The following is a 22,752-nucleotide window of genomic DNA, read 5'->3' on the forward strand; positions in this document are numbered from 1 at the left end:
GCACCATGACCGACACCGTCCCGTCCGGGCGCACCGACGACGCAGCCGTCGTCGCCGGTGCGCCGGCGAGCGCACCCGTCCGGCGCCGCCCGCCGGCACGCCGACCCAACCAGCGGGCAGCTCTCTACCGGTTCCTGCTCGGCCTGCCGGTGCCGTTCCTCTTCGTCGTCCTGTGGCAGATCGGTCGCGACCAGGAGTGGGAGATCCCGCTCATCGGCATCCGGATGGCGTTCCTGCCGACGCCCGCCGAGGTCGTGACGTCGCTGTGGGACTACGGGTTCGGCGGCGTGAACGACGACGCCTTCTCGGGGGACCTCTGGATCAACCTCGGCACGTCGGCGCTGCGCGTGCTGGTCGGCTTCGCGATCGCCGCGGCCATCGCGATCCCCCTCGGGATCGTCATGGGCCGCTCGTACACGATGGACGGCCTCTTCGACCCCTTCATCAACCTCTTCCGCCCCATCCCGGCGACGGCGTGGGTCCCGCTGGTCGGGCTGCTGATCGGCTGGGGCGACCAGGCGACGATCTTCCTCATCGCCCTCTCGGCGTTCTTCCCGATCGTGCTGGGAGCCATCAGCGGGTCGAAGGAGGTGCCGCAGCGGCTGGTCGAAGCCGGCCGGATGCTGGGCGCCCGGCGCAGCGAGATCCTGACGCAGGTGGTCGTCCCCGCATCGGCGCCGTCGATCATGAACGGCCTGCGGGTCGGCCTCGGCATCGCCTGGGTCGTGCTCGTGCTCGGCGAGTCGGTGGGGGTGAACGTCGGCCTCGGATCGGCCATCATCCTCGCCCGCGACGTCGTGCGCACCGACATGGTCGTCGTGGGGATGGTGACGATCGGCGCCGCCGGCTTCCTCTCCGACCGCATCCTCGTCGGGGTCTTCCGTCTCGCGACGCGCGGCCGACCCCTCATCAAGTGACTGGAGCGACGATGACCGACATCATCTCCCCCGCGGCGGATCTCGCCGCCGACACCTCGGCCTCCGTCGAGATCGTGGATCTGGGCAAGCGCTACGGTCCCGAATGGGCGGGCACCCAGGCCGTCGCCGGCGTCGACCTGAGCATCGCCTCGGGCGAGTTCGTCGCGATCGTCGGGGCCTCCGGATGCGGCAAGAGCACGGTGCTGCGCATCCTCGCCGGCTTCGAGGAAGCAAGCAGCGGCTCGGTCTCGGTCGGCGGCGCCCCGGTCACGCGTCCCGGGCCGGATCGCGGAGTGGTCTTCCAGGACTACGGGCTGTTCCCGTGGCTCACCGTGCGCGAGAACATCGCGTACGGCCCCCGGCGCCGGCGCCTCCCCCGTGCGCGGGTGAACGAGCTGGTCGACCGCTTCCTCGCAGCCGTCGGGCTGACCCGGTTCGCGGCCACGTACCCGGGGCAGTTGTCGGGCGGGATGCAGCAGCGCGTCGCGATCGCACGCGTGCTGGCCAACGAGCCCCGCGTGCTGCTCATGGATGAGCCGTTCGGCGCCCTCGACGCGCTGACGCGTTCCGACCTGCAGGCCGAGCTCAAGCGCATCCACCTCGAGACGCGCACGACCGTCGTCTTCATCACCCACTCGATCGAGGAGGCCGTCTTCCTCGCCGACCGGGTCGTCGTGATGACCGGTGGCGCGTCGCACGGGGTGCCGGGGCACATCAGTCGCATCGTCGAGATCGACCTGCCCCCGCAGCGCGACATCCTCTCGCCGGCGTTCACCGAGTACAAGCGCACCATCTCCGACCTCGTGCACGAGCCGGTGGCGGCGGCATGAAGGTCATCGTGATCGGCGCCGGCGTCGGCGGTACGAGCGCCGGCATCGCCCTGCAGCGGCTCGGCCACGACGTCGTCGTCTACGACCGGATGCGCGAGAACCGGCCGGTCGGCGCGGCGCTGTCGCTCTGGTCGAACGGCGTGAAGGTGCTCAACTGGCTGGGAGTGGGGCCGGAGGTCGCGGCGCTCGGCGGTGCGCTCGACCACATGGCCTACCGCGACGGCATCACGGGCGAGGAGCTGTGCCGGTTCTCGCTCGCGCCAATCGAACAGCAGACCGGGCAGCGCGCGTACCCCGTCGCGCGCGCAGACCTGCAGAACCTGCTGATGGAGCGGTTCGGCACCGACCGGATCCGGCTCGGCATGCAGCTCGTCGGCATCGACGACGACGGCACGACCGTCACCGCGACGTTCGCCGACGGCACCACCGATACCGCCGACATGCTCATCGGCGCCGACGGAGCCCGGTCGTTCACGCGCGACTACGTCACCGGCGCCGACGAGCCGCCGATCGAGCGGACGTACGCCGGGTACACGAACTACAACGGACTCGTCGCGTTCGACGGACGCATCGGGCCCGACGACCAGTGGACCACCTACGTCGCCGAGGGCAAGCGGGCGGCCGTCATGCCGATCGCCGGCGACCGCTTCTACTACTGGTTCGACATCCCGCGCCCCTCCGGCGAGGACGGCGACGCCCTCGCCGAGCTGCATGCGGCGTTCGCGCACTGGGCCCCCGGCACGCGGGCGCTGATCGAGGCGATCGAACGCGAGGGCTCGCTGAACCGCGTCGAGATCTGGGACATCGACCCCTTCGACACCTGGACCCGCGGACGCGTCGCGATCCTCGGAGACGCGGCGCACAACACGACGCCCGACATCGGACAGGGCGCATGCTCGGCGCTGGAGGACGCCTTCGCCCTCGGCATCGCGGTCGCGACCGACACCGTGTCGGTCGAAGACACGCTGCGGCGCTATGCCGCGTCGCGCGTCGAGCGGGCCGGTGACCTCGTGCTGCGGGCCCGCGCCCGCGCGGCCGAGACGCACGGCGCCGACCCGGAGGTCACCGCGAATTGGTATCGGGGCCTGCGCGGCACCGACGGGGCCGGCATCATCCGCGGCATCGTGGGCAACATCGCGGGCAGCCCGATCAACCTGGGGGCCGGCGTGCTCTGACGGCGCCCCGCCCGCGAGGGCGCGAGCGAGGTCAGACGCGGAAGATCGTGTGCACCGGACCGCAGACGTCCTGCCCGCCGAGCTCGGTGAGCTCCATCAGCACGGCCGTCCCGACGGTCCGGTGGCCGAGGCCTTCGAGCAGGCGCTGGGCGGCACGCAGGGTTCCCCCCGTGGCCAGCACGTCGTCGACGAGCAGCACGCGGGTGCCGCGGGGCAGGTCGTCCGCCATCTCGATCGTCGCCTGACCGTACTCGAGGTCGTACGAGACGGATGCCGCCGGGCGCGGCAGCTTGCCCGCCTTGCGGATCGGCACCATGCCGACGCCGCTCGCGGCGGCCACCGCACCGGCGATGAGGAATCCGCGTGCCTCGACGCCGGCGACGACGTCGAACTCGCGGGCGAAGGGCGTGATGATCGCGTCGATGACGGTGCGCAACGCGGTCGCGTCGGCGAGCAGCGGCGAGATGTCGCGGAAGAGGATGCCCGGTTCGGGGAAGTCCGGGATGAGCGCGATGAGCGACTCGGCGTGCTCGAGGGGGTCGGAAGTCACCGAACCACCCTAGGCCTGTTTTGAGAGGCCTCCGACGGTGACGACACGACTGCAAGCGCTTGCACTAGAGTGAGCGCCATGACCTCCTCCTCCGTGGACACGGCGGCATCGACCCTCGCCCCGATCGGGATCTCCCGGCCCGGCGCCGAGTGGTGGCGCACCGCCGTCATCTATCAGATCTACCCCCGCTCGTTCGCCGACGCGTCGGGTGACGGCATCGGCGACCTCGCCGGCATCACCTCGCGCCTGGGCGACCTCGCCGACCTCGGCGTCGACGCCGTCTGGCTCAGTCCCTTCTTCCGGTCGCCGCAAAAGGATGCCGGGTACGACGTCTCCGACTACTGCGACGTCGACCCACTCTTCGGCACGCTCGCCGACTTCGACACCATGCTCGCGGAGGCGCACGACAGCGGCATCCGGGTCATCGTCGACCTCGTCCCCAACCACTCGTCCGACCAGCACGCGTGGTTCCAGCAGGCCCTCGCCGCCGAACCCGGCAGCCCCGAGCGCGCGCGCTACATCTTCCGCGACGGCAAGGGCGAGAACGGCGACGAGGCTCCCAACAACTGGGAATCGGTCTTCGGCGGCCCCGCCTGGACCCGCACGACGAACCCCGACGGCACGCCGGGCCAGTGGTACCTGCACCTCTTCGACTCGACCCAGCCCGACTTCGATTGGTCCAACCCCGAGGTGGGCGACGAGTTCGAGCGCATCCTCCGCTTCTGGCTCGACCGCGGGGTCGACGGTTTCCGCGTCGACGTGGCCCACGGACTGGTCAAGTCCGACGGTCTGCCCGACTTCGTGCCCGCCGAAGACGCCGGATCGATGGGCGGCGACAGCCTCGATGTCCCCTACTGGGGCCAGGAGGGCGTCCACGACATCTACCGCCGATGGAACCGCATCCTCGCCGAGTACGAGGGCGACCGGGCCCTCTGCGCCGAGGCGTGGCTGCCCACGGTCGACGAGACCGCTCTGTGGGTGCGCCAGGACGAGATGCACCAGGCGTTCAACTTCCCGTACCTGCAGACCGAGTGGGATGCCGACCACCTCACCGAGGTGATCTCCGAGTCGCTGCGCGCCTTCCCCGCCGTCGGCGCGCCGGCCACCTGGGTGCTGTCGAACCACGACGTCGTCCGCCACGCCTCGCGCCTGGCGCTGACGGCCGAGAACCCCCAGGGCCACGGCCTCGGACCCGACTCCCCCGGCCAGCCGGACCCTGTCGTGGGCCTCGCCCGCGCCCGCGCCGCGACGACGCTCATGCTGGCCCTCCCCGGCTCGGCGTACCTGTATCAGGGCGAGGAGCTCGGGCTTCCCGAGGTCGTGCACCTGCCCGACGACGCTCGTCAGGACCCGACCTGGTTCCGCACCGACGGCGAGCGCTACGGCCGCGACGGATGCCGCGTCCCGATCCCGTGGGAGGCCGACGCCCCCGGCTACGGGTTCAGCCCCACCGGCGCCTCGTGGCTGCCGCAGCCCGAGGAGTGGCACGGCCTCGCACGTTCGGTGCAGGACGGCGACCCCGCCTCGACTCTGACGCTCTATCGCGAGCTCCTGGCGGCGCGCCGCCGGCACGACCTGGGAACCGGATCGCTCGAGTGGGTCGATCTGCAGCTCGGCGACGACGTCGTGGCGTTCCGCAACGGCGACGTGCTCGTCGTCGCCAACACCGGGACGGATGCGGTCGCACTGCCCGCCGGTGAGATCCTGGTCTCGAGCGTCGCCGGCCTCGCTGAGCGCGCTGAAGGCGGCTCCGAGCTGCCCGTCGACGCGGCGGTCTGGATCCGCGCGAGCTGACGAGAGGAGCGGGGGATGGTCGGCATCGACGACGTCGCGCGACGCGCCGAGGTCTCGACGGCGACCGTCTCCCGCACCCTCAGCGGCCGTGGTCCGGTGTCGCCCGCGACGCGCGAGCGCGTGCTGCGCGCGGCATCCGACCTCGGCTACGTCGTCTCGTCGGCGGCCTCGAGCCTCGCGTCCGGACGCACGCGCAACATCGGTGTGCTCGTTCCGATCCTGGACCGCTGGTTCTTCTCGCGCGTGCTGACGGGCGTCGCCGCGACACTCCAGCGCGACGGCTACGACGTCGCGCTGTACGCCCTCACCGCCGAGGCCGACGAGCGCCGCCGGGTGTTCGCGACGTCGCTCCGGCGTCAGCGGGTCGACGGGGTGATCGTCGTGTCGATGGCGCTCGCACACGACGAGATCGCGCAGCTGGGCGACCTCGACCTTCCGGTCATCGCGATGGGCGGGCAGCTGGCCGGCCTGCGATCGCTCACCGTCGACGAGATCGAGGTGGCCCGGACCGCGACCGAGCACCTGCTCGGCCTCGGGCACCGCGACATCGCCCATATCGGTCTGCATCCGCAATTCGAGGGCGACTTCCACATCCCGTCGCAGCGTCGCCGCGGCTTCGAGGCGGCCTTGGCCGAGGCCGGTCTCGCACCGCGGGCCGATCGCTTCGCCGCCGCGGACTTCACGATGGCCGGCGGGCACGACGCTGCGACGCGGCTGCTCCGCGACGCAGAGGCACGACCGACGGCGATCTTCGCGGCCTCGGACGAGATGGCGATCGGCGCGATGCTCGCGGCGCGCGAGCTCGGGCTGCGCGTGCCGGAGGACGTGTCGGTCATCGGGGTCGACGGCCACGACCTCGGCGGGTTCTTCGGGCTCACGACGGTCGACCAGTTCCCGGGGCGGCAGGGCGAGCGCGTGGCCTCGGCGATGATCGCCGCCCTGCGCGGGGCGGCGTCCGAGCCCCCGGCCGACCTCGACTTCGCCCTCGTGGAGCGGTCGAGCACGGCCCCACCCGCCTGAGTCGGGGCCCGAGGCGGCCGGGGCCGCGCCCACGCCGGGGCCGCGCCGGTGCCGATACATTCGTCGGACCCGCGGGGCCGGTGGGGTCCGGACGCCGCGTGCACACGACACCAGCACCGCGCATCCGACAGCTGTATCGCCCCAGGCTCTGCAACGGCCCCTAGGCGGCGCGCAGGCGGCCTCCCGTAGGCTCGAAGCATGGCCTTGGACCTCGACGCCCTCTACACCGACCTGCACCGGCACCCGGAACTGTCGTTCCAGGAGACGCGAACGGCCGCTGTCATCGCGGCTCGGCTCAGCGAGCTCGGTCTCCCGTACGAGGAGGGCGTCGGCCGCACCGGTGTCGTCACCGCGATCCGCAACGGAGACGGTCCCGTCGTGTGGCTCCGCGCCGACATGGACGGCCTGCCCGTTCCCGAGCAGACCGGCCTCGAATACGCCTCCACGGCGCGCGGCGTCGACCCTGCCGGCAACGACGTGCCCGTCATGCACGCGTGCGGCCATGACATGCACGTCACGGCACTGCTCGGCGCCCTCGAGCAGCTCGTCGGGACGCGCGACGAGTGGTCGGGAACCATCGTCGCCGTCTTCCAGCCCGCCGAGGAGTACGGCGCCGGCTCGCAGGCGATGATCGCCGACGGCGTGCTCGACCGCTTCCCGAAGCCCGACATCGTGCTGGGCCAGCACGTCACCCCGCTGCCCGCGGGTGTCATCGGTGTGCGACCCGGCACGCAGATGGCGGCATCCGACGGCCTGACCGTCGTGCTGCACGGCCGCGGCGGACACGGCTCGCGCCCGCATTCCACGATCGACCCGGTCGTGATGGCGGCGGCGACCGTCATGCGGCTGCAGACGATCGTCTCGCGTGAGGTCGACCCCCGCGACGTGGCTGTCGTGACGGTCGGCTCGATCCACGCCGGCCTGAAGAACAACATCATCCCCGCCGAGGCCAAGCTCGAGCTCAGTCTGCGATACCCCGACGACGAGGCCCGCGAGCGCGTCCTGGCGAAGGTCGAACGCATCGTGCGCGCCGAGGCCGCGGCATCCGGCGCCGAGACCGAGCCGACCATCACGACCGATCACACCCTGCCGCCCACGATCAACGACCACACGGCGACCGCACGCCTGACCGCCGCCTTCGAGCGCGCGTTCGGCGAGGGCAGCGTCGTCGACCCCGGCATGTTCACCGGAAGCGAGGACGTCTCATGGTTCGCGCGCGAGGCCGGCGTTCCGCTCGTGTTCTGGTTCTGGGGCGGCGTCGACCCGCAGAAGTTCGCGGATGCCGTCGCGGCGGGCACCGTCGAGCGCGACATCCCCACCAACCACTCCCCGTTCTTCGCGCCGGTCATGCACCCGACGATCGAGCGCGGCGTCGAGAACCTCGTCGTGGCAGCCAAGGAGTTCCTCGCATGAGCGACCCCAACGACCCGTTCGCCGATTTCGAGCCCTACGAGCCGCCGGCCAAGCCCGAGCGCGCGAAGCGCGAGAAAGCACCCCGGGAGCCCCGCGAGCCCCGGGAGCCCCGCGAGCCCCGCGCGAAGAAGCCCCGCGCATCGCGCGAGCCCGGTCCCAAGCGCGAGAAGGGGGCGGGGACGCCCTCCGTCATGGCGGGCTGGCCCGACGAGCCCCTCGCGCCGCGTCCGGCCGAGCCGAGCGACGGCGGCGGCGGCGGCGATCGTCGTCTGCTCGTCATCCTCTCCAGCTTCGCCGGACTGCTGGTCGTCGCAGTCGTCGTGGTGTTCGCGATCTACCTGACGCAGCAGTCCCAGCGCCAGGAGCCCGCGGCCGACCCGGTGCCCACGGCTCCGGCGACGCAGTCGATCCCGCAGCCGTCGGCGACCCCGCAGCCGTCGGAGAGCCCGAGCGCCCCAGCAGCGACCTCCGGCGTCGCGGTGACCGCCGACGGATTCACCATCAGCGACGCGAGCGGTTCGACGGTCTTCACGCACGCGTGGGCGGATGACGCGGCCCCGGCCGTGGCGGCGCTCACCGAGCTCTTCGGCGCGGCGCCGACGGAGGACTTCCAGAACGGCGACGCGGAGAACTACGCGTATCGGATCTACGCGTGGGAGGGCTTCCGGCTCTACGACGTCTACCTCAACGAGAGCAACCGTCCGCGATCCGAGGTCCCGGCACCGACGTTCATCTCCTACGACTCGGACATCGACGTGCCGGTGACCGACGACTTCGGCGTCGGGCTCGACATGTCGGCCGACGAGGTCGCGGCGCTCGGTCCCGACTCCGGTCAGGGCGGATCGTTCGTGTTCGGCTCGGATCGCAACACCTTCTACCAGGACGGGCAGCGCCGCTTCGGGGCAGCCGTCACGGTCGAGGGCAGCAAGGTCACCGTCACCTACACCTTCCGCGCCGGCCGCTGAGTCTGCCGCGGGTCGGCCGCGGGGCGGGCCCGTGCCGCGATCCAACGGATCGTCAGCGACGCGCCGCGGCGCGGCATCGTTCCCGGCGCGCCGTGACCGATTCGTTGCATCCGCGCACCGCTTCGCGATGCCGCCGGCGGTGACTCCCCTGCCAGGATGGCGGTATGACCACAGCGGCACCGCGGCGGCCCCTCATCGTGCTCTCGATCGTGGCGGCGGTGCTGCTGGTCCTGGCGGCGGTCGCGGTTTTCCTGCTCACGCAGCGTGACGACGAGCCCGCGGCGGCACCGTCCTCTCCGGCCCCGACCAGCGCCGTACCGGCGCCGACACCCACGCCCACGCCCACGCCCACGCCCACGGATGCGGCTCCCGTCGCGGCCGAGATCGTCATGGCGGCGACCGGCTTCACGATCCTCGCCGACGACGCATCGACTCTCCTCGAGTTCCGCTGGCGCGATGAGGTCGGGCCCGCCGTCGCCGCACTGACCGAAGCCTTCGGTGCCGAGCCCGAGCTCGGCGTCCAGACCGGAGACGGCACCCACTTCCCCGACTACACGATCTACGACTGGGCCGGCTTCACCCTGTACGACATGATCTTCGTCGACGGCAACAAGCCGCGAGATGAGTACGGCATCCCGACGTGGGTCAGCATCCGCGCGGACGAGGTTCAGGCAGTGCCCATAACGCCTGAGTTCGGGCTCAGCATCGGCTCGGCCGCGGATGCCGTGCGCTCGAACGGTCCCGACGACGAATGGTCGATGCCTGGCGACGGCGAGCTGCGCTTCGTCTTCGACATCGACCGAACTGATTTCCTCTCACCCGACGGCGCGGTGCGAGATCTTTCGTACAGCGTGTTCGCGGACGCGACCGAAGGCGTCGGCGTCACCGACATCCTGTACCGCCCCTACAGCGGGCTCTGAATCGAACGCGGAAACACGGTTCGACAACGCTCTGGTGACGCTCGGCGCGGCGAGATTGCGCAGGATGCCGCGCCAGGCGTAATGTCGCCCGCCGTGACCACTGACAGTCGCGAACCGGGCGAGGAAACCACGCCTATCGCGAAGCGCATCCTCATCGGCGACCCGCTCGATTCCGAGAAGCTCGACGACCAGCTCCTGCCCAAGCGCCGGGCGCTTCCGATCTTCGCCTCCGACGCCCTGTCGTCGGTCGCCTACGCGCCCCAGGAACTGCTGATGATCCTGGCGATCGGCGGCACGGCGATGCTCGCCTTCAGCCCGTGGGTCGCGCTCGCGGTCGTGGCCCTGCTCATCGTCGTCGTGCTGAGCTACCGTCAGCTCATCAAGGCATACCCGTCGGGCGGCGGCGACTACGAGGTCGCGCGCACGAACCTCGGCGAGAAGGCCGGAGTCGTCGTTGCGGCCGCGCTGCTGGTCGACTACATCCTGACGGTCGCGGTGTCGGTGGCATCCGGTGTCGACAACATCATCTCGGCGTTGCCCGGTCTCGCCCCCTGGCGGGTCGAGCTGGCGGTCGGGTTCGTCGTCCTCATCATCATCGTCAACCTGCGCGGCGTGCGCGAGGCGTCGTCGGCGTTCGCCGTGCCGACGTACATCTTCATCGGCTCGGTCGGCGTCATGGTGGCGACCGGGCTCATCCGCACGCTGCTCGGCGACGCCCCCGTCGCCTCGAGCGCGCAGTTCGCGATGGAGGCCGAGAGCCTCAGCCAGGTCGCGCTCATCCTCCTGATCCTGCGGGCGTTCTCGAGCGGCTGCTCGGCCCTGACCGGTGTCGAGGCGGTCTCGAACGGAGTGCCGGCCTTCCGCGCGCCGAAGATCGCGAACGCGCAGAAGACCCTCGTCATGATGGGCACGATCGCCATCCTGCTGTTCTCGGGCCTGACGGCGCTCGGCCTCATCGCCGGCGTCCACTACGCGGAGGACCCCTGCGCCCTCGTCGGCTTCGACTGCGTCAACCAGCCGCAGCCGAGCCTCATGGCCCAGATCGCGGCTGCCACCTTCGGCATGGGGTCGATCCCGTTCTTCATCATCCAGGCGGCGACGGCGTGCGTGCTGCTGCTCGCCGCGAACACGGCGTTCAACGGATTCCCGCTGCTGGGCGCCGTGCTCGCCCGCGACGGGTACGCACCGAAGTCGCTGAACACCCGCGGCGACCGGCTCGTCTTCTCCAACGGCATGATCATCCTGGGGCTCGCCGCGATCCTCGTGCTCGTGGTGTTCCAGGCCGACCTCACGACGCTCATCCAGCTGTACATCATCGGCGTGTTCGTGTCGTTCTCGCTGGGCCAGGTCGGCATGGTCAAGCACTGGCGACGCGAGCTGCGGCTGCTGCATCCGTCGGCGTCGGCCGACCGCGCGGAGGCCCGCCGGGGACTGGTCATCAACGGCATCGGCGCGACCTTCACCGTCGCGGTGCTCGTCATCGTCACCGTGACGAAGTTCACCCACGGCGCCTGGCTGGTGTTCATCGCGATCCCGATCCTGGCGTTCCTCATGGTCGGCGTCAGCCGCTACTACCGCGACGTCGAGCACGAGATCGCGATGGACGACGACGTGCATTACGGCTCGACCGGCGACGTCGCCCTCGTCCTGGTGAACCGCCTGCAGAAGCCGGTCGCGAAGGCCGTCGACTACGCCCTCTCGGCCAAGCACGACAAGACGATCGCCGTGCACGTGGCGGTGTCGAAGGAATCGGCGCAGGAGATCCAGACCGACTGGGAAGTGCACGGGATGCCGGTGCCGCTGGTGATCATCGAGTCGCCCTACCGTCAGTACGCGGCCCCGCTCGCCGCCTTCATCCGCAAGTACCGCGAGAAGCACGGCTCATCCGTCGTCACGGTCTACCTGCCGCAGTACATCGTCGGGCACTGGTGGGAGACCTTCCTGCACAACCGACGCGCCCGGCGCATCGCCCAGCAGCTCATGATGGTGCACGGCGTGCAGATCACCCTCGTTCCCTGGCTGCTCGACTCGTCGGAGATCGTCTACGGCCGCCGCTCGCGCCCGATGCCCGGCGACGACCGCGCCGGCCGCGCCTCCGCGACCTACGGCCTGGTGGCCCACACCGAGTCCCCCGACGAGCGCTGAGCCCGCGCCCGACGCCCGGCGCGCGCGAGAGCGCGCCCTCTCGGCGAGGGCGCACCTTTCACGGTGCCTTCTCGCGGCAGCGGTACGCGCTCGCGCGGCGGATCAGGGAGTCAGGGGGCGAGGAGGAGGCGCTCGCGGCGGGAGAGGAGATCGGCGGTGCGCGCGGATACGGCATCCGCTCGCTGGGCGAGATAGTCGTTCAGCCCGCGCAGGCGCAGATCGAGGTCGGATGCCGCGGCCTGCGCGTCGGCGATGCGCTGACGCACCATGAAGTCGGAGATCACGTTGTCGAACAGCACGTCGAAGACGGCGAGCGACTCCGAGATCTGCACACCCGCGACCGGCGGCGCGTCGATGTCGGCGAGCTCGGTGGCGAGCGTCTCGAGGGCGCGGTTGACGGCCGCGAAAGCACGCGCCGAGCGTCCGATCCGGTCGTGCTTCATCCAGTCGGCGATCATGCCGCCGCCGAAGAACGTGTCGTAGGTCGACCAGCCTCCCGCGGCATCGAGGTCGCGCTGGGCGACGGCGAGCGCCTCCTGCGCCTGGCCGAGAGCGACCTGCGCCTCGGTGATCTCATGCGACTCGGCGCTGAGCTCGCCGGCCTCGGCGTCGAGTCGGGTGAGCTCGGCCGCGGCCTCCCGGCCGGCCACGCGCAGCTCTTCCTCACGCCGTCCGAGAGCAGCGGAGTAGGCGGCGTCCACGTCTCCCAGCGCGGCGATCTCGCCCTCGATGCGGGCGAGGTCGGCCCGGGCGTGCGCGAGTCGCTCGGTCGCGCCGTCGACGGCGTGCTCGGCCGCCTGCTGCTCCGCGCGTTCGACGGCGAGCTTGTCGTCGATGTCACCGCGGAGGAGGCCCCACACCTGCGCGGGCGAGAAGCGCTCGAGTCGACGGACGTCCGCTGTCTCGACCCGCAGCTTCTGCTGCAGATCGGCGAGCTCGCTCTCGCGTTGCTCGACGAGGCGGCGCGCGGCGTCGGCGTGCACGGCCAGCTGGTCTCGCCGGGTGCGGTCGCGCGCCGCGTCGTGCAGTCCGCTCGGGTCGGGAGTCGTGTCGCTCATGCCCCCATCGTGCCAGCGCTCCCCGTCCGGCGCCCCGGCCCTGCCGGTGCCCCGGCTCGAGTGCGCACCGTCGCGGCGAGCGCGTACCCCGCACGGCGCGTTCTGGTGGCGGCGGTACGTTCTCGCCGCCAGCCGGCCACCCGCGCCCGAGCTCGGGTCGGTGGGCGGGCGTAGCCTAGAGGGGTGAGTTCCTCCGCCGTTCCCGCCGCGTCGCCGCGCGTCAGCCCGCTCGACGCGGTGTCGTTGCGCGCCGACTTCCCGATCCTCTCGGAGCAGGTCAACGGGCACCGGCTCGTGTACCTCGACTCCGCCGCGACGAGCCAGAAGCCCACCGCGGTCCTCGACGCCGAACGCGCCTTCCTCACGCACGCCAACTCCGCCGTTCACCGCGGCGCGCACACGCTCGCCGCAGAGGCGACCGATCTCTTCGAGGACGCCCGTGCCGCCGTGGCCGGGTTCGTCGGCGCCCAGCCCGAGCAGCTCGTCTGGACCAGCGGCGCGACGGCCGGCCTCAACCTCGTCGCCTACGCGATCGGCAACGCCACGCTCGGCCGCGGCGCGCCCGCATCCGCACCGTACGCGCTGGCACCCGGCGACGAGATCGTCACGACGGCGATCGAGCACCACGCCAACCTCATCCCCTGGCAGGAGCTCGCCGCCCGCACCGGCGCCGTGCTCCGCCACATCCCGGCGCGTGCGGACGGCACGCTCGACCTGGATGCCGCGGCATCCATCATCGGCGAACGCACCCGGATCGTCGCCTTCACCCACGTCTCGAACGTGCTCGGCATCGTCAACCCGGTCGCCGAGATCGTGGCCCTCGCGCAGGCGGTCGGGGCGACGACCGTGCTCGACGCGTGCCAGTCGGCCCCGCACCTGCCGCTCGACCTCCCCGCGCTCGGCGTCGACCTCGCCGTCTTCAGCGGCCACAAGATGCTCGGCCCCTACGCGATCGGCGGACTCTACGGCCGCGCCGACGTGCTCGACGCGCTGCCGCCGTTCCTCACCGGCGGGTCGATGATCACGACCGTGACGCTCGACCACGCCGAGTACCTGCCGGCCCCCCAGAAGTTCGAGGCCGGAACGCAGGCCGTCGGACCGGCGATCGGTCTCGCCGCGGCTGTCCGCTACCTGCAGGATGTCGGGCCGGCGAACATCCACGCGCACGAGGTCGCCCTCGCCGAGCGCATGGGCGCGGGCCTCCGCGAGATCCCCGGCGTCCGCCTGCTCGGCGACGCACCGGGAGCCGATCGCGTCGGCCTGTGGTCGTTCGACGTCGCCGGGGTGCACGCCCACGACGCGGGGCAGTTCCTCGACGCACAGGGCATCGCGGTGCGCGTCGGACACCACTGCGCAGCTCCGCTGCACCGGCAGTTCGGGATGACGGCATCCGTCCGCGCCTCGACGGCGCTGTACAACACAGAGGACGACGTCGACCTGTTCCTCGACGCGGTGCGCGGCATCCGCGGCTTCTTCGGCGTCACCGACCAGGCCGAAGGGGCACACGCATGACCGGGCTCGACTCGCTGTACCAGGAGCTCATCCTCGACCACTCCAAGCACCCGGTCGGCAACCCGCTGCACGACGTCGGCGACGCCGCCCACGCCGACTCGCACCAGAAGAACCCCGTCTGCGGCGACGAGATCACGCTGCGCGTCGCCGTCGACGGCGACCGCATCACCGAGGTCTCGTGGGAGGGCACCGGATGCTCGATCTCGCAGGCCTCGGCGTCGATGCTCGCCTCGCTGGTCGAGGAAGAGGTCGAGGGCGACGGGATGACGCGCGCCGACGCGGCCGCCCTCATCGAGCGCTTCCGTGAGGCGCTGCGCTCGCGAGGCAGCATCCCCCTCGACGAGGAGACCTTCGGCGACGCCGCGGCCCTGTCGGGCGTCTCGAAGTTCTCGGCGCGCGTCAAGTGCGCGATGCTCGCCTGGGTCGCCCTCGAAGACGGTCTCGGGCGGGCCTGAGCCCCGGCCGTCCGGGCAGGCCGCGGGCCGGGCGCGGGTCAGGCCGACGGCCAGGCGACGGATGCCGCGGGCCAGTCCGACCGCTGCAGCTCGGCGAGCGTCTCGCGCTGGCGCTGCACCGACTCGAGCGAGTCCGTGCGGAACGCCGTCGCGATGACGACCTCGCGCCAATAGTCGTCGCGACCCTGGTACGTGGTGAACGCGCGCGTCGCGAGGGGCTCGAGCAGCGTCCACGCCTCGTCGGCGGTCAGGTAGCCGGCGACGTAGGCGTATCGGACACCGCCGATCGCGCGCTCGATGTCGGCGGCCAGCAGCAGCCGCGGCGGACGTCCCTCGTCGCCACGCGCGAGGTCGTGGATGTCGAAGACCGGCAGATCCGTGAGGGCCGCGATGCGCGACATCATGTGCTCGGCTGCATCGCTCCGCGCGACCTCGGCGAACCGTGTCGAGAGCACGCCGCGGGCGAGCGTGTCGGCGACGAGAAGCTCGGCGTCCGAGCGCGACACGATCTTGAACTGCTCGTCGAGAGCCGCGCGGAGCTGCTGCATGCCCGGCAGCGGCATCGCGAACCACGGCGATCCGTCGACCCCGTCACGGTGCTTGGCGCGCAGCTCCTGCGGCAGCTCCGCGAAGGTCGGCGTGAAGGCGAGCGACGAGTTCCAGCCGCGCATCGCGAAGTCGCTCGCGGCGTCGAGCGCCAGGATCTGCTGCTGCCGCGGCGTCAGCGGGCTGCGCGCCGCAAGGGCGAGGTACTGCCGCTGCGCGTCGCGCGGTGCGCGGGCATCGCGCACCGCGAGGACGATCGAGGCGACGAGCAGGCCCGCGCACATCCCGAGGAAGAGACCGAACAGGTTGTTGCCGAAATCCTCGCTGCCCACCCACACGTACGACAGCACGAAGCCCAGGATGCCGATCGGCACCGCGATCGCCGTCACGGGGAGGGCCCGCTTGCGCATGGCCGTGGGGTCGGCCTTGCGCCGCGCGTCCAGCATCCGCGTGTACCGCCGCCGCGGGCGGACGGGGAACTCCACGTCGCCGGGATGATTCTGCAGGGCGATCACGGGTTCGGTCACCCCATCATTTTGACAGCACCTCCGCCTCGAGGCGGGCGTAGGAGTCCTCCATGCCGTCGGCCATGCCGGTGGCGAGCACCGTGTCGCGCGTCTCCTTGTCGGGATACTCGATGAGGAGCGTGAGCAGGGTCGCGCCGTCCTCCTCGTACAGCTGCAGGTCGTTGACGGTACCGGGCCCCTCGACTCCCGACATCCGCTCGGTCGTGACCTCGCGGCGCGGTGCGTCGAGCTGCAGCAGCTCGCCCTCGAAACCGAACGCCGTCTCGGGCGCGCCCTCCTGCTCCCACGCGTAGCGGAACGTCCCGCCCACGTCGGTGGCGGGCTCGGCGACCGTCATGGTCCAGCCGTCGGGACCCAGCATCCACTTCTTCAGCAGCTCGGTCTCGTGGTGCGCGCGCCAGACGAGCTCGCGCGGGCCGTCGATGAACCGCGTGATGCGCACGTGCGTGTCGTCGAGCAGTTCGACGCGCGTGCCCTGCCCCTGCGCGTACGCGCGGAGGTCTTGGACGACCGCGTCGAGCTGGCCCATGGCGAGGCGCGAGCCCTCGATGGCGCCCATCGCGATGACCTGCTCGAGGCCCTCGGCCGAGGTGAAGTAGGTGATGTTCGTCAGGCGCGAGCCGTTCTCGGTCGTCTCGAACGAGAACAGCATGCGCATCGCGGGGAACTGCTCCATCGGCTCGCCGTTCTCGTCGGCGAACGCGTCGAGCACCTCGAAGCTGCGGCCCTCGTCGATCGCGATGAACTCCCAGGTTCCGCGCGACTTCTCGCCCTGCGGGCTCGACATGGCGTACTGCGCGCGTCCGCCCGGCGTGAAGTCGAACCGCGTGAAGGTCGCGGGCCAGCCGGGAGGGCCCCAGAAGCGCTCGAGCTGCGCGGGCTGCGTGAACGCGCGCCAGAGGCGGTCGACGGGCGCGGCGACATCCGCCACGAGCGTCATCGTGAGGTTCTCGGCATCGGTGGTGATGTCGGTGACGGGCATCGGATTCTCCTTCGAACGGATGGTGCGCGTGGGGTGGGTGCGGTCTGCGGGCTGCGGGCTTGCGGTCTGCGGGGTCAGTCTTCGGGCTCGGCGAGCAGCGCGTCGAGCCGGTCGACGCGGGCACGCCAGAGGTCTTCGTAGCGGGCGAGGAGGGCCCGGGCGCGGGCGATCATGGCGGGGTCGGCGCGGACGAGGCGCTCGCGCCCCTCGGCTCGCTTGACGATGAGGCCGGCCGTCTCGAGGACGCCGATGTGCTTCTGCACCGCGGCGAACGACATGTCGTAGTCGGCAGCGAGCGCCGACACCGACTGCTCGTGCTCGATCGTGCGGCGGAGGATGTCGCGACGCGTCGCCGTCGCGAGCGCGTGGAAGAGGCGGTCGATGTCGTCATCGCTCAGCTCGCTCCGCTCGCTCGATCGGGGATCGTTTCGTGCAACCATTTGGTTGTACGTTAGGACTCGGCGTGGGTGGTGTCAATGCCCCCTGCGGAACGGACTTCGGAGATCGACGCAGAACTCGGACCGGGATGCGGCATCCCTCCGAATCTCGCGTCATTCTCCGACGCTTGGCGGGATGCAGACGCGGTGGCGCCTACGCGCTCGGCTAGCGCGAAGCACAGGCGACGCACATCGTCGCGTGAGGGCGCACCTCGAGGCGCTCGACCGGGATGTCGCGACCGCAGCTCGCGCACACGCCATAGGTGCCCGCGGCGACGCGGGCGAGGGAAGCCTCGACCTCGGCGAGCTCGGCCCGTGCAGCGCGGCGCAGAGCCTCGACGCGCTGCCACTCCCCCGACAGCGTCGAGCCCTCGGGGTCGTGCTCATCGTCGGCAGTGGCGTCGGCGCGGTCGTGACGGAGGCTGTCGTCGTCGGCATCGAGCCGGTCGAGCTGCACGGTGAGCTCGCGCTTGCGCTCGTGCAGCCGCGCTTCCGGGTCCATCCCGCGACCCTACGCCCGCAGGAGGTCGTCGCGGCGACGCGGCTCGCGCCACCTGTCTTTCACGACGACACCGGCCAGGATGACGGTGACGGCGAGCGCATGGAGGGCGATGATCGACGGCCCGTAACTCGGCCCGACGAACACCGACTCCCCGGTGGGGGCCGTGTAGCGGCATCCGACGCCGAGGGGGAAGAGCTGCCAGGCGTCGTGGGCCGCGACGGATTCGGGCACCACGGATAGGTCGAACACCGGGCGGTTGCCCACGGCGTGCGCGCAGGCGCCGCTCGGCCCGTCGTTGATGCCGGCGAGCATCGCTGCCAGCAGGGCTCCAGCCCACAGCACCGCGGCGACGAAGGCGAACGACAGCTTCAGCGCGCGGGTGCCGGTCCGTGACGTCATCCGCGAACCTTACCGAGGGGCCCGCCCGGTGCGCTTCGGCCACGCGAGTCGCTACGTCAAGCCGGTGACATCGGCGGCCGGATCGGCGCACGCTGGGGGTGGAAGGGAGTAACGACATGACCGATCACCACGACAACGAGGCCGAGCACGCCGACGAGGGCGCCCAGCACGCCCCCGACGAGAACCCCTCGACGGAGGAGCTCGAAGAGCCCAGCGTCGCGAAGGAGCCGGGCGAAGAGCCCAAGGCGCCGGAGCAGAAGGACGAGGAGCCGAGCCACCACGCCGTCGGCATCGGGGTCATCGACGACGAGTCCTCGCCCCTCGCGCCCTGACCCCGCCCCCTGACCCGGCCGTGAGGCGGGGCATGGCGATACATCCGCAGGACCGGTGGTGCGGGTGTCGTCTCGGCGCAGGTGCGAGGCGACACCAGCACCGGACATCCGACGGATGTATCGCTAGGCAGGCCGTGAGGGCGGCGTGAGGAGCGGGCGCGAGGCCGTATGGATTCCGTGAGGACCGCGGGAGCGGCATCCGGCGGGGTGTTGCATCGGATCTCGTGCTCGACCTCATCTATCTCGCCGCGATCCTCGCGCTCTTCGCCGTCGCCGGCCTCATCGCCCGGGGGGTCGAGAAGCTGTGATGGTCTTCTCGCTCCTCGCGGCGGTGCTGGCCGTCGCCGCCATCGTCTACCTCGTCGTCGCCCTCGTGCGGCCCGAACGGTTCTGACGTGGATGCCGCGCAGATCGGGTTCGCGTCGCTGCAGATCGCGACCCTCGTCCTCATCCTCGTCCTGCTGTACCGGCCCGTCGGCGACTACATCGCCCGCGTCTACACCTCGCCGCGCGACCTCGCCGCCGAACGGGGCATCTACCGCCTGATCGGCGTCGACCCGCGCGCCGAGCAGACATGGCCGGCCTACGCCCGCGGTGTGCTGCTGTTCTCGCTCGTCGGCGTCGTGATCGTCTACGGGCTGCAGCGCCTCCAGCCGCTCCTCCCGTTCAGCCTGGGCCTTCCCGCACCGAGCGAGCACCTCGCGTTCAACACCGCCATCTCGTTCGTGGCCAACACGAACTGGCAGTCGTACTCGCCCGACACGACGCTCGGCTACACCGTGCAGTTCGCGGGCCTGGCCGTGCAGAACTTCGTCTCGGCTGCGGTCGGCATGGCCGTGGCCATCGCCCTCGTCCGCGGCTTCGCGTATCGCCGCTCCGGCACGATCGGCAACTTCTGGGTCGACCTCGTGCGCGGGCTCGGCCGCATCCTCCTCCCGATGGCGATCGTCGCTGCCGTCGTGCTGCTCGCGGGCGGCGTGATCCAGAACTTCGCCGGCTTCACCGACGTGCAGACGATCGCCGGCGGGGCGCAGTCGATCCCGGGCGGACCTGTCGCCAGCCAGGAGGCCATCAAGCTGCTCGGCACGAACGGCGGCGGGTTCTTCAACGCGAACTCCGCGCACCCGTTCGAGAACCCGACGCCGTGGACGAACCTGTTCGAGATCCTGCTGCTCCTGGTCATCCCGTTCGCGATGCCGCGCGCCTTCGGCCGCATCGTCGGCGACGACCGCCAGGGCTACGCGATCGTCGCCGTCATGGGCGGGATCTTCCTCGCCTCGATCGCCCTCGGCTCGTGGGCGGAGGCGTCGGGCGGGGGCACGGCGACGCAGCTCGCCGGCGCCGCGATGGAGGGCAAGGAGACCCGTTTCGGCGTCGCCGCGTCGGCCCTGTTCGGCGGCGCGTCGACCCTCACCTCGACCGGCGCGGTCAACGCGATGCACGACAGCTTCACACCGCTCGGCGGCATGATGCCGATGCTCAACATGATGCTCGGCGAGATCGCCCCCGGCGGTGTCGGCTCAGGGCTGTACGGGATGCTGGTGCTCGCGATCCTCGCCGTCTTCGTCGGCGGCCTGCTGATCGGACGCACGCCCGAATACCTCGGCAAGAAGATCGGGCCCCGCGAGATCAAGCTCGCGAGTCTGTACATCCTCGTGACGCCGACGCTCGTGCTCGCCGGCACCGCGCTGAGCTTCGCGATCCCGGCCGTCCGCGCCGACGTCGAGAGCACCTCGATCTGGAACCCGGGCGTCCACGGCCTGAGCGAAGTGCTCTACGCGTTCACCTCCGCGGCGAACAACAACGGCTCGGCCTTCGCCGGCCTCACCGCCAACACCCCGTGGCTCAACACGGCGCTCGGCGTCGCGATGCTGCTCGGCCGGTTCATCCCGATCGTGCTCGTGCTCGCCCTCGCCGGATCGCTCGCCGCACAAGACACGGTGCCGTCGAGCGCCGGCACGCTCCCGACACACCGCCCGCAGTTCGCGGGCCTGCTCGCGGGCGTGGTCGTCATCATCACCGCGCTCACCTACTTCCCGGTCCTCACCCTGGGCCCCCTCGCCGAAGGACTCTCCTGATGTCTGCCCCTCTGACCGAAACCCGGCCCTCATCCGGCCCGTCGTCCGCCGACCCGGCCGCCGGCCCGGCACCGCGCCGCCGCAGCGCGTTCAGCCTCGAGCAGGTCGGCGCCGCCCTCCCCGGCGCGCTGCGCAAGCTCAACCCCGCCGCCCAGTGGCGGAACCCCGTCATGTTCCTCGTCTGGGTCGGCGCCGCCCTCACGACGGCGATCGCGATCGCGGAGCCGTTCCTCGGCGGCCCCGAGACCTCGGGCGGTACGACCGTCCCGGCCGGGTTCACGTGGGGGATCGCGGTCTGGCTGTGGCTCACCGTGTTCTTCGCGAACGTGGCGGAGTCCGTCGCCGAGGGCCGCGGCAAGGCGCAGGCGCAGGCGCTGCGCAAGACCCGCACGACGACGACCGCGCGCCGCGTCGTCTCGTACGACGAGCGGACGGATGCCGCGGCCCGCGGCTCTGCGACCGAGGAGGTGCCCTCCGCCGACCTCCGGCTCGGAGATGTCGTGCTGGTCGAGGCCGGCGAGCTGATCCCGGGCGACGGCGACATCGTCGACGGCATCGCGACGGTCGACGAGTCGGCGATCACCGGCGAATCGGCTCCCGTCGTCCGCGAGTCGGGCGGCGACCGGAGCGCCGTCACCGGCGGCACCCGGGTGCTCTCCGACCGCATCGTCGTGCGCATCACGTCGAAGCCCGGCGAGACCTTCGTCGACCGGATGATCGCCCTCGTCGAGGGCGCCGCGCGGCAGCGCACACCGAACGAGATCGCCCTCAACATCCTGCTCGCGAGCCTGTCGATCGTCTTCGTCGTGGTCGTGCTGGCGATGAACCCCATCGCGTCGTACAGCGCCTCGCCCGTCAGCATCCCGGTGCTCGTCGCGCTGCTGGTCTGCCTGATCCCGACCACGATCGGCGCGCTGCTGTCGGCCATCGGCATCGCGGGGATGGACCGCCTCGTGCAGCGGAACGTCCTGGCCATGTCGGGACGCGCGGTCGAGGCGGCCGGGGATGTGACGACGCTCCTGCTCGACAAGACCGGCACGATCACCTACGGCAACCGTCGCGCATCGGAGTTCGTCGCGATGACCGGCGTCGACGGCGCCGAGCTCGCCCGCGCGGCATCCCTCTCGTCGCTGTCGGACCCGACGCCCGAGGGCACCTCGGTGGTCGAGCTCGCGGCCTCGCAGCACGTGGTGGGCGAGCTGCCGCGCGATGCGGTGGCCGTGGCCTTCACGGCGCAGACGCGCATGAGCGGCGTCGACCTGCCGGGCGGCACGCAGGTGCGCAAGGGCGCGTCGGGGTCGGTGCTCGCCTGGCTCGACGCCTCGGCGCGGCCGGTGACGGCAGAGGCCCGAGCAGAGCTGCTCCACCACGCCGACGCGATCGCGCAGTCCGGCGGCACGCCGCTCGCCGTCGCGACCCTCGACCCATCCGGCGCCGGGACACTGCTCGGCGTCATCCACCTGAAGGATGTCGTCAAGGACGGCCTGCGCGAGCGCTTCGACGAGCTGCGCTCGATGGGCATCCGCACCGTCATGATCACGGGCGACAACCCGCTGACCGCCGCCGCGATCGCGAGAGAGGCGGGCGTGGACGACTTCCTCGCCGAGGCGACGCCCGAAGACAAGCTCGCCCTGATCCGCAAGGAGCAGGAGGGCGGTCACCTCGTCGCGATGACCGGCGACGGCACGAACGATGCGCCCGCGCTTGCGCAGGCCGATGTCGGAGTCGCGATGAACACGGGCACGTCGGCGGCGAAGGAGGCCGGCAACATGGTCGACCTCGACTCGGATCCGACGAAGCTCATCGACATCGTCCGTATCGGCAAGCAGCTGCTCATCACGCGCGGCGCCCTCACGACGTTCTCGCTCGCGAACGACATCGCCAAGTACTTCGCGATCATCCCGGCGATGTTCATGGGCGTGTTCCCGGGGCTCGCCGCGCTCAACATCATGCAGCTGTCGTCGCCGGCATCCGCCGTCACGAGCGCGATCGTGTTCAACGCGATCGTCATCATCGTGCTCATCCCGCTGGCGCTGCGCGGCGTGAAGTACCGCGCGGCCAGCGCCTCGTCGATCCTCAGCCGCAACCTCGTCGTGTACGGGCTCGGCGGCGTCATCGCCCCGTTCGTCGGCATCAAGCTGATCGACCTCGTCGTCAGCCTCATCCCGGGCTTCTGAGCCCCCTCCTGGAGACCT

At 71.3% G+C, this 22,752-nt stretch carries 22 protein-coding genes; 15 read left to right on the forward strand and 7 right to left on the reverse strand.

The features are described 5' to 3' along the window. The first annotated feature begins 5 nt into the window (after positions 1-5). From C3481_RS08765 to hpxO, 3 genes are read left to right on the forward strand one after another with little or no spacing between them, the layout of a single operon-like run. Positions 6-917, forward strand: a complete 912-nt coding sequence (locus C3481_RS08765) for an ABC transporter permease (RefSeq protein WP_103841679.1) — start codon at positions 6-8, stop codon at positions 915-917. 11 nt (positions 918-928) lie between these two features. Further along, entirely contained in the window at positions 929-1,747 is an 819-nt protein-coding gene (locus tag C3481_RS08770; RefSeq protein ID WP_064955203.1) for an ABC transporter ATP-binding protein, read from the forward strand. After that, positions 1,744-2,922 (forward strand): FAD-dependent urate hydroxylase HpxO, encoded by a 1,179-nt coding sequence (gene hpxO / locus C3481_RS08775; protein ID WP_103841681.1) that lies wholly within the window; start codon positions 1,744-1,746, stop codon positions 2,920-2,922. Before C3481_RS08770 ends, hpxO begins: the two co-directional genes overlap by 4 nt. A 31-nt stretch (positions 2,923-2,953) precedes the next feature. On the opposite strand, the gene C3481_RS08780 is transcribed toward hpxO, so the two are convergent. Continuing rightward, positions 2,954-3,472 (reverse strand): adenine phosphoribosyltransferase, encoded by a 519-nt coding sequence (locus C3481_RS08780; RefSeq protein ID WP_023953175.1) that lies wholly within the window; start codon positions 3,470-3,472, stop codon positions 2,954-2,956. 78 nt (positions 3,473-3,550) lie between these two features. Here C3481_RS08780 and C3481_RS08785 point away from each other — a divergent pair, with 78 nt between their 5' ends. The 6 genes from C3481_RS08785 to C3481_RS08810 all read left to right on the forward strand — a co-directional run bounded on the left by C3481_RS08785 (position 3,551) and on the right by C3481_RS08810 (position 11,729). Next, positions 3,551-5,266, forward strand: coding sequence for a glycoside hydrolase family 13 protein (locus C3481_RS08785; RefSeq protein ID WP_088379677.1), 1,716 nt, complete (start codon positions 3,551-3,553; stop codon positions 5,264-5,266). Between the two features lie 15 nt (positions 5,267-5,281). After that, positions 5,282-6,286: a LacI family DNA-binding transcriptional regulator gene (locus C3481_RS08790; protein WP_103841683.1), complete on the forward strand. Its 1,005-nt coding sequence runs from the start codon at positions 5,282-5,284 to the stop codon at positions 6,284-6,286. 198 nt (positions 6,287-6,484) lie between these two features. Then, positions 6,485-7,699, forward strand: a complete 1,215-nt coding sequence (locus tag C3481_RS08795; RefSeq protein ID WP_103841685.1) for an amidohydrolase — start codon at positions 6,485-6,487, stop codon at positions 7,697-7,699. After that, complete coding sequence (locus C3481_RS08800; RefSeq protein ID WP_103841687.1) at positions 7,696-8,664, forward strand: hypothetical protein; 969 nt, start codon at positions 7,696-7,698, stop codon at positions 8,662-8,664. The genes C3481_RS08795 and C3481_RS08800 overlap by 4 nt, the downstream gene beginning before the upstream one ends. A gap of 164 nt (positions 8,665-8,828) precedes the next feature. Beyond that, positions 8,829-9,584, forward strand: coding sequence for a hypothetical protein (locus tag C3481_RS08805; RefSeq protein WP_103841689.1), 756 nt, complete (start codon positions 8,829-8,831; stop codon positions 9,582-9,584). An 81-nt stretch (positions 9,585-9,665) separates the two neighbouring features. Further along, entirely contained in the window at positions 9,666-11,729 is a 2,064-nt protein-coding gene (locus C3481_RS08810; RefSeq protein WP_023953183.1) for an APC family permease, read from the forward strand. 110 nt (positions 11,730-11,839) lie between these two features. Here the strand turns inward: C3481_RS08810 and C3481_RS08815 are convergent, their stop codons facing one another. Further along, on the reverse strand, positions 11,840-12,787 hold the full coding sequence (locus C3481_RS08815; RefSeq protein ID WP_071918752.1) for a hypothetical protein: 948 nt from the start codon (positions 12,785-12,787) through the stop codon (positions 11,840-11,842). Between the two features lie 183 nt (positions 12,788-12,970). Between C3481_RS08815 and C3481_RS08820 the strand changes: the two genes are divergently transcribed. Both C3481_RS08820 and sufU read left to right on the forward strand, forming a co-directional pair. Next, positions 12,971-14,299 carry a SufS family cysteine desulfurase gene (locus C3481_RS08820; protein ID WP_023953187.1) on the forward strand — a complete coding sequence of 443 codons (1,329 nt, stop codon included), beginning with the start codon at positions 12,971-12,973 and terminating at the stop codon, positions 14,297-14,299. Then, on the forward strand, positions 14,296-14,754 hold the full coding sequence (gene sufU / locus C3481_RS08825; RefSeq protein ID WP_023953189.1) for a Fe-S cluster assembly sulfur transfer protein SufU: 459 nt from the start codon (positions 14,296-14,298) through the stop codon (positions 14,752-14,754). The genes C3481_RS08820 and sufU overlap by 4 nt, the downstream gene beginning before the upstream one ends. A gap of 38 nt (positions 14,755-14,792) precedes the next feature. On the opposite strand, the gene C3481_RS08830 is transcribed toward sufU, so the two are convergent. The 5 genes from C3481_RS08830 to C3481_RS08850 form a co-directional block, all read right to left on the reverse strand. Continuing rightward, on the reverse strand, positions 14,793-15,827 hold the full coding sequence (locus C3481_RS08830) for a DUF1266 domain-containing protein (protein ID WP_240482580.1): 1,035 nt from the start codon (positions 15,825-15,827) through the stop codon (positions 14,793-14,795). A 4-nt stretch (positions 15,828-15,831) separates the two neighbouring features. Then, a complete protein-coding gene (locus C3481_RS08835; RefSeq protein ID WP_103841691.1) occupies positions 15,832-16,809 on the reverse strand; it encodes an SRPBCC family protein in 978 nt (325 codons plus the stop codon). A gap of 74 nt (positions 16,810-16,883) precedes the next feature. Further along, on the reverse strand, positions 16,884-17,249 hold the full coding sequence (locus C3481_RS08840; RefSeq protein ID WP_071918754.1) for a helix-turn-helix transcriptional regulator: 366 nt from the start codon (positions 17,247-17,249) through the stop codon (positions 16,884-16,886). 163 nt (positions 17,250-17,412) lie between these two features. Further along, on the reverse strand, positions 17,413-17,748 hold the full coding sequence (locus C3481_RS08845; protein ID WP_103841693.1) for a TraR/DksA C4-type zinc finger protein: 336 nt from the start codon (positions 17,746-17,748) through the stop codon (positions 17,413-17,415). Positions 17,749-17,757: 9 nt separating this feature from the next. Further along, positions 17,758-18,147 carry a hypothetical protein gene (locus C3481_RS08850; protein ID WP_103841695.1) on the reverse strand — a complete coding sequence of 130 codons (390 nt, stop codon included), beginning with the start codon at positions 18,145-18,147 and terminating at the stop codon, positions 17,758-17,760. Positions 18,148-18,263: 116 nt separating this feature from the next. Between C3481_RS08850 and C3481_RS08855 the strand changes: the two genes are divergently transcribed. The 4 genes from C3481_RS08855 (at position 18,264) to kdpB (ending at position 22,734) form a co-directional block, all read left to right on the forward strand. After that, complete coding sequence (locus C3481_RS08855) at positions 18,264-18,479, forward strand: hypothetical protein (RefSeq protein ID WP_023953215.1); 216 nt, start codon at positions 18,264-18,266, stop codon at positions 18,477-18,479. A gap of 307 nt (positions 18,480-18,786) precedes the next feature. After that, positions 18,787-18,873, forward strand: coding sequence for a K(+)-transporting ATPase subunit F (kdpF, locus tag C3481_RS08860; protein WP_064955215.1), 87 nt, complete (start codon positions 18,787-18,789; stop codon positions 18,871-18,873). 1 nt (position 18,874) lies between these two features. Continuing rightward, on the forward strand, positions 18,875-20,557 hold the full coding sequence (kdpA, locus tag C3481_RS08865) for a potassium-transporting ATPase subunit KdpA (RefSeq protein WP_103841699.1): 1,683 nt from the start codon (positions 18,875-18,877) through the stop codon (positions 20,555-20,557). Then, positions 20,557-22,734, forward strand: coding sequence for a potassium-transporting ATPase subunit KdpB (gene kdpB / locus C3481_RS08870; RefSeq protein WP_103841701.1), 2,178 nt, complete (start codon positions 20,557-20,559; stop codon positions 22,732-22,734). The genes kdpA and kdpB overlap by 1 nt, the downstream gene beginning before the upstream one ends. The last annotated feature ends 18 nt before the right edge of the window (positions 22,735-22,752 follow it).

Origin of the sequence: Microbacterium sp. Ru50, from assembly GCF_002920555.1 — a bacterium.
GTDB lineage: Bacteria > Actinomycetota > Actinomycetes > Actinomycetales > Microbacteriaceae > Microbacterium > Microbacterium arborescens.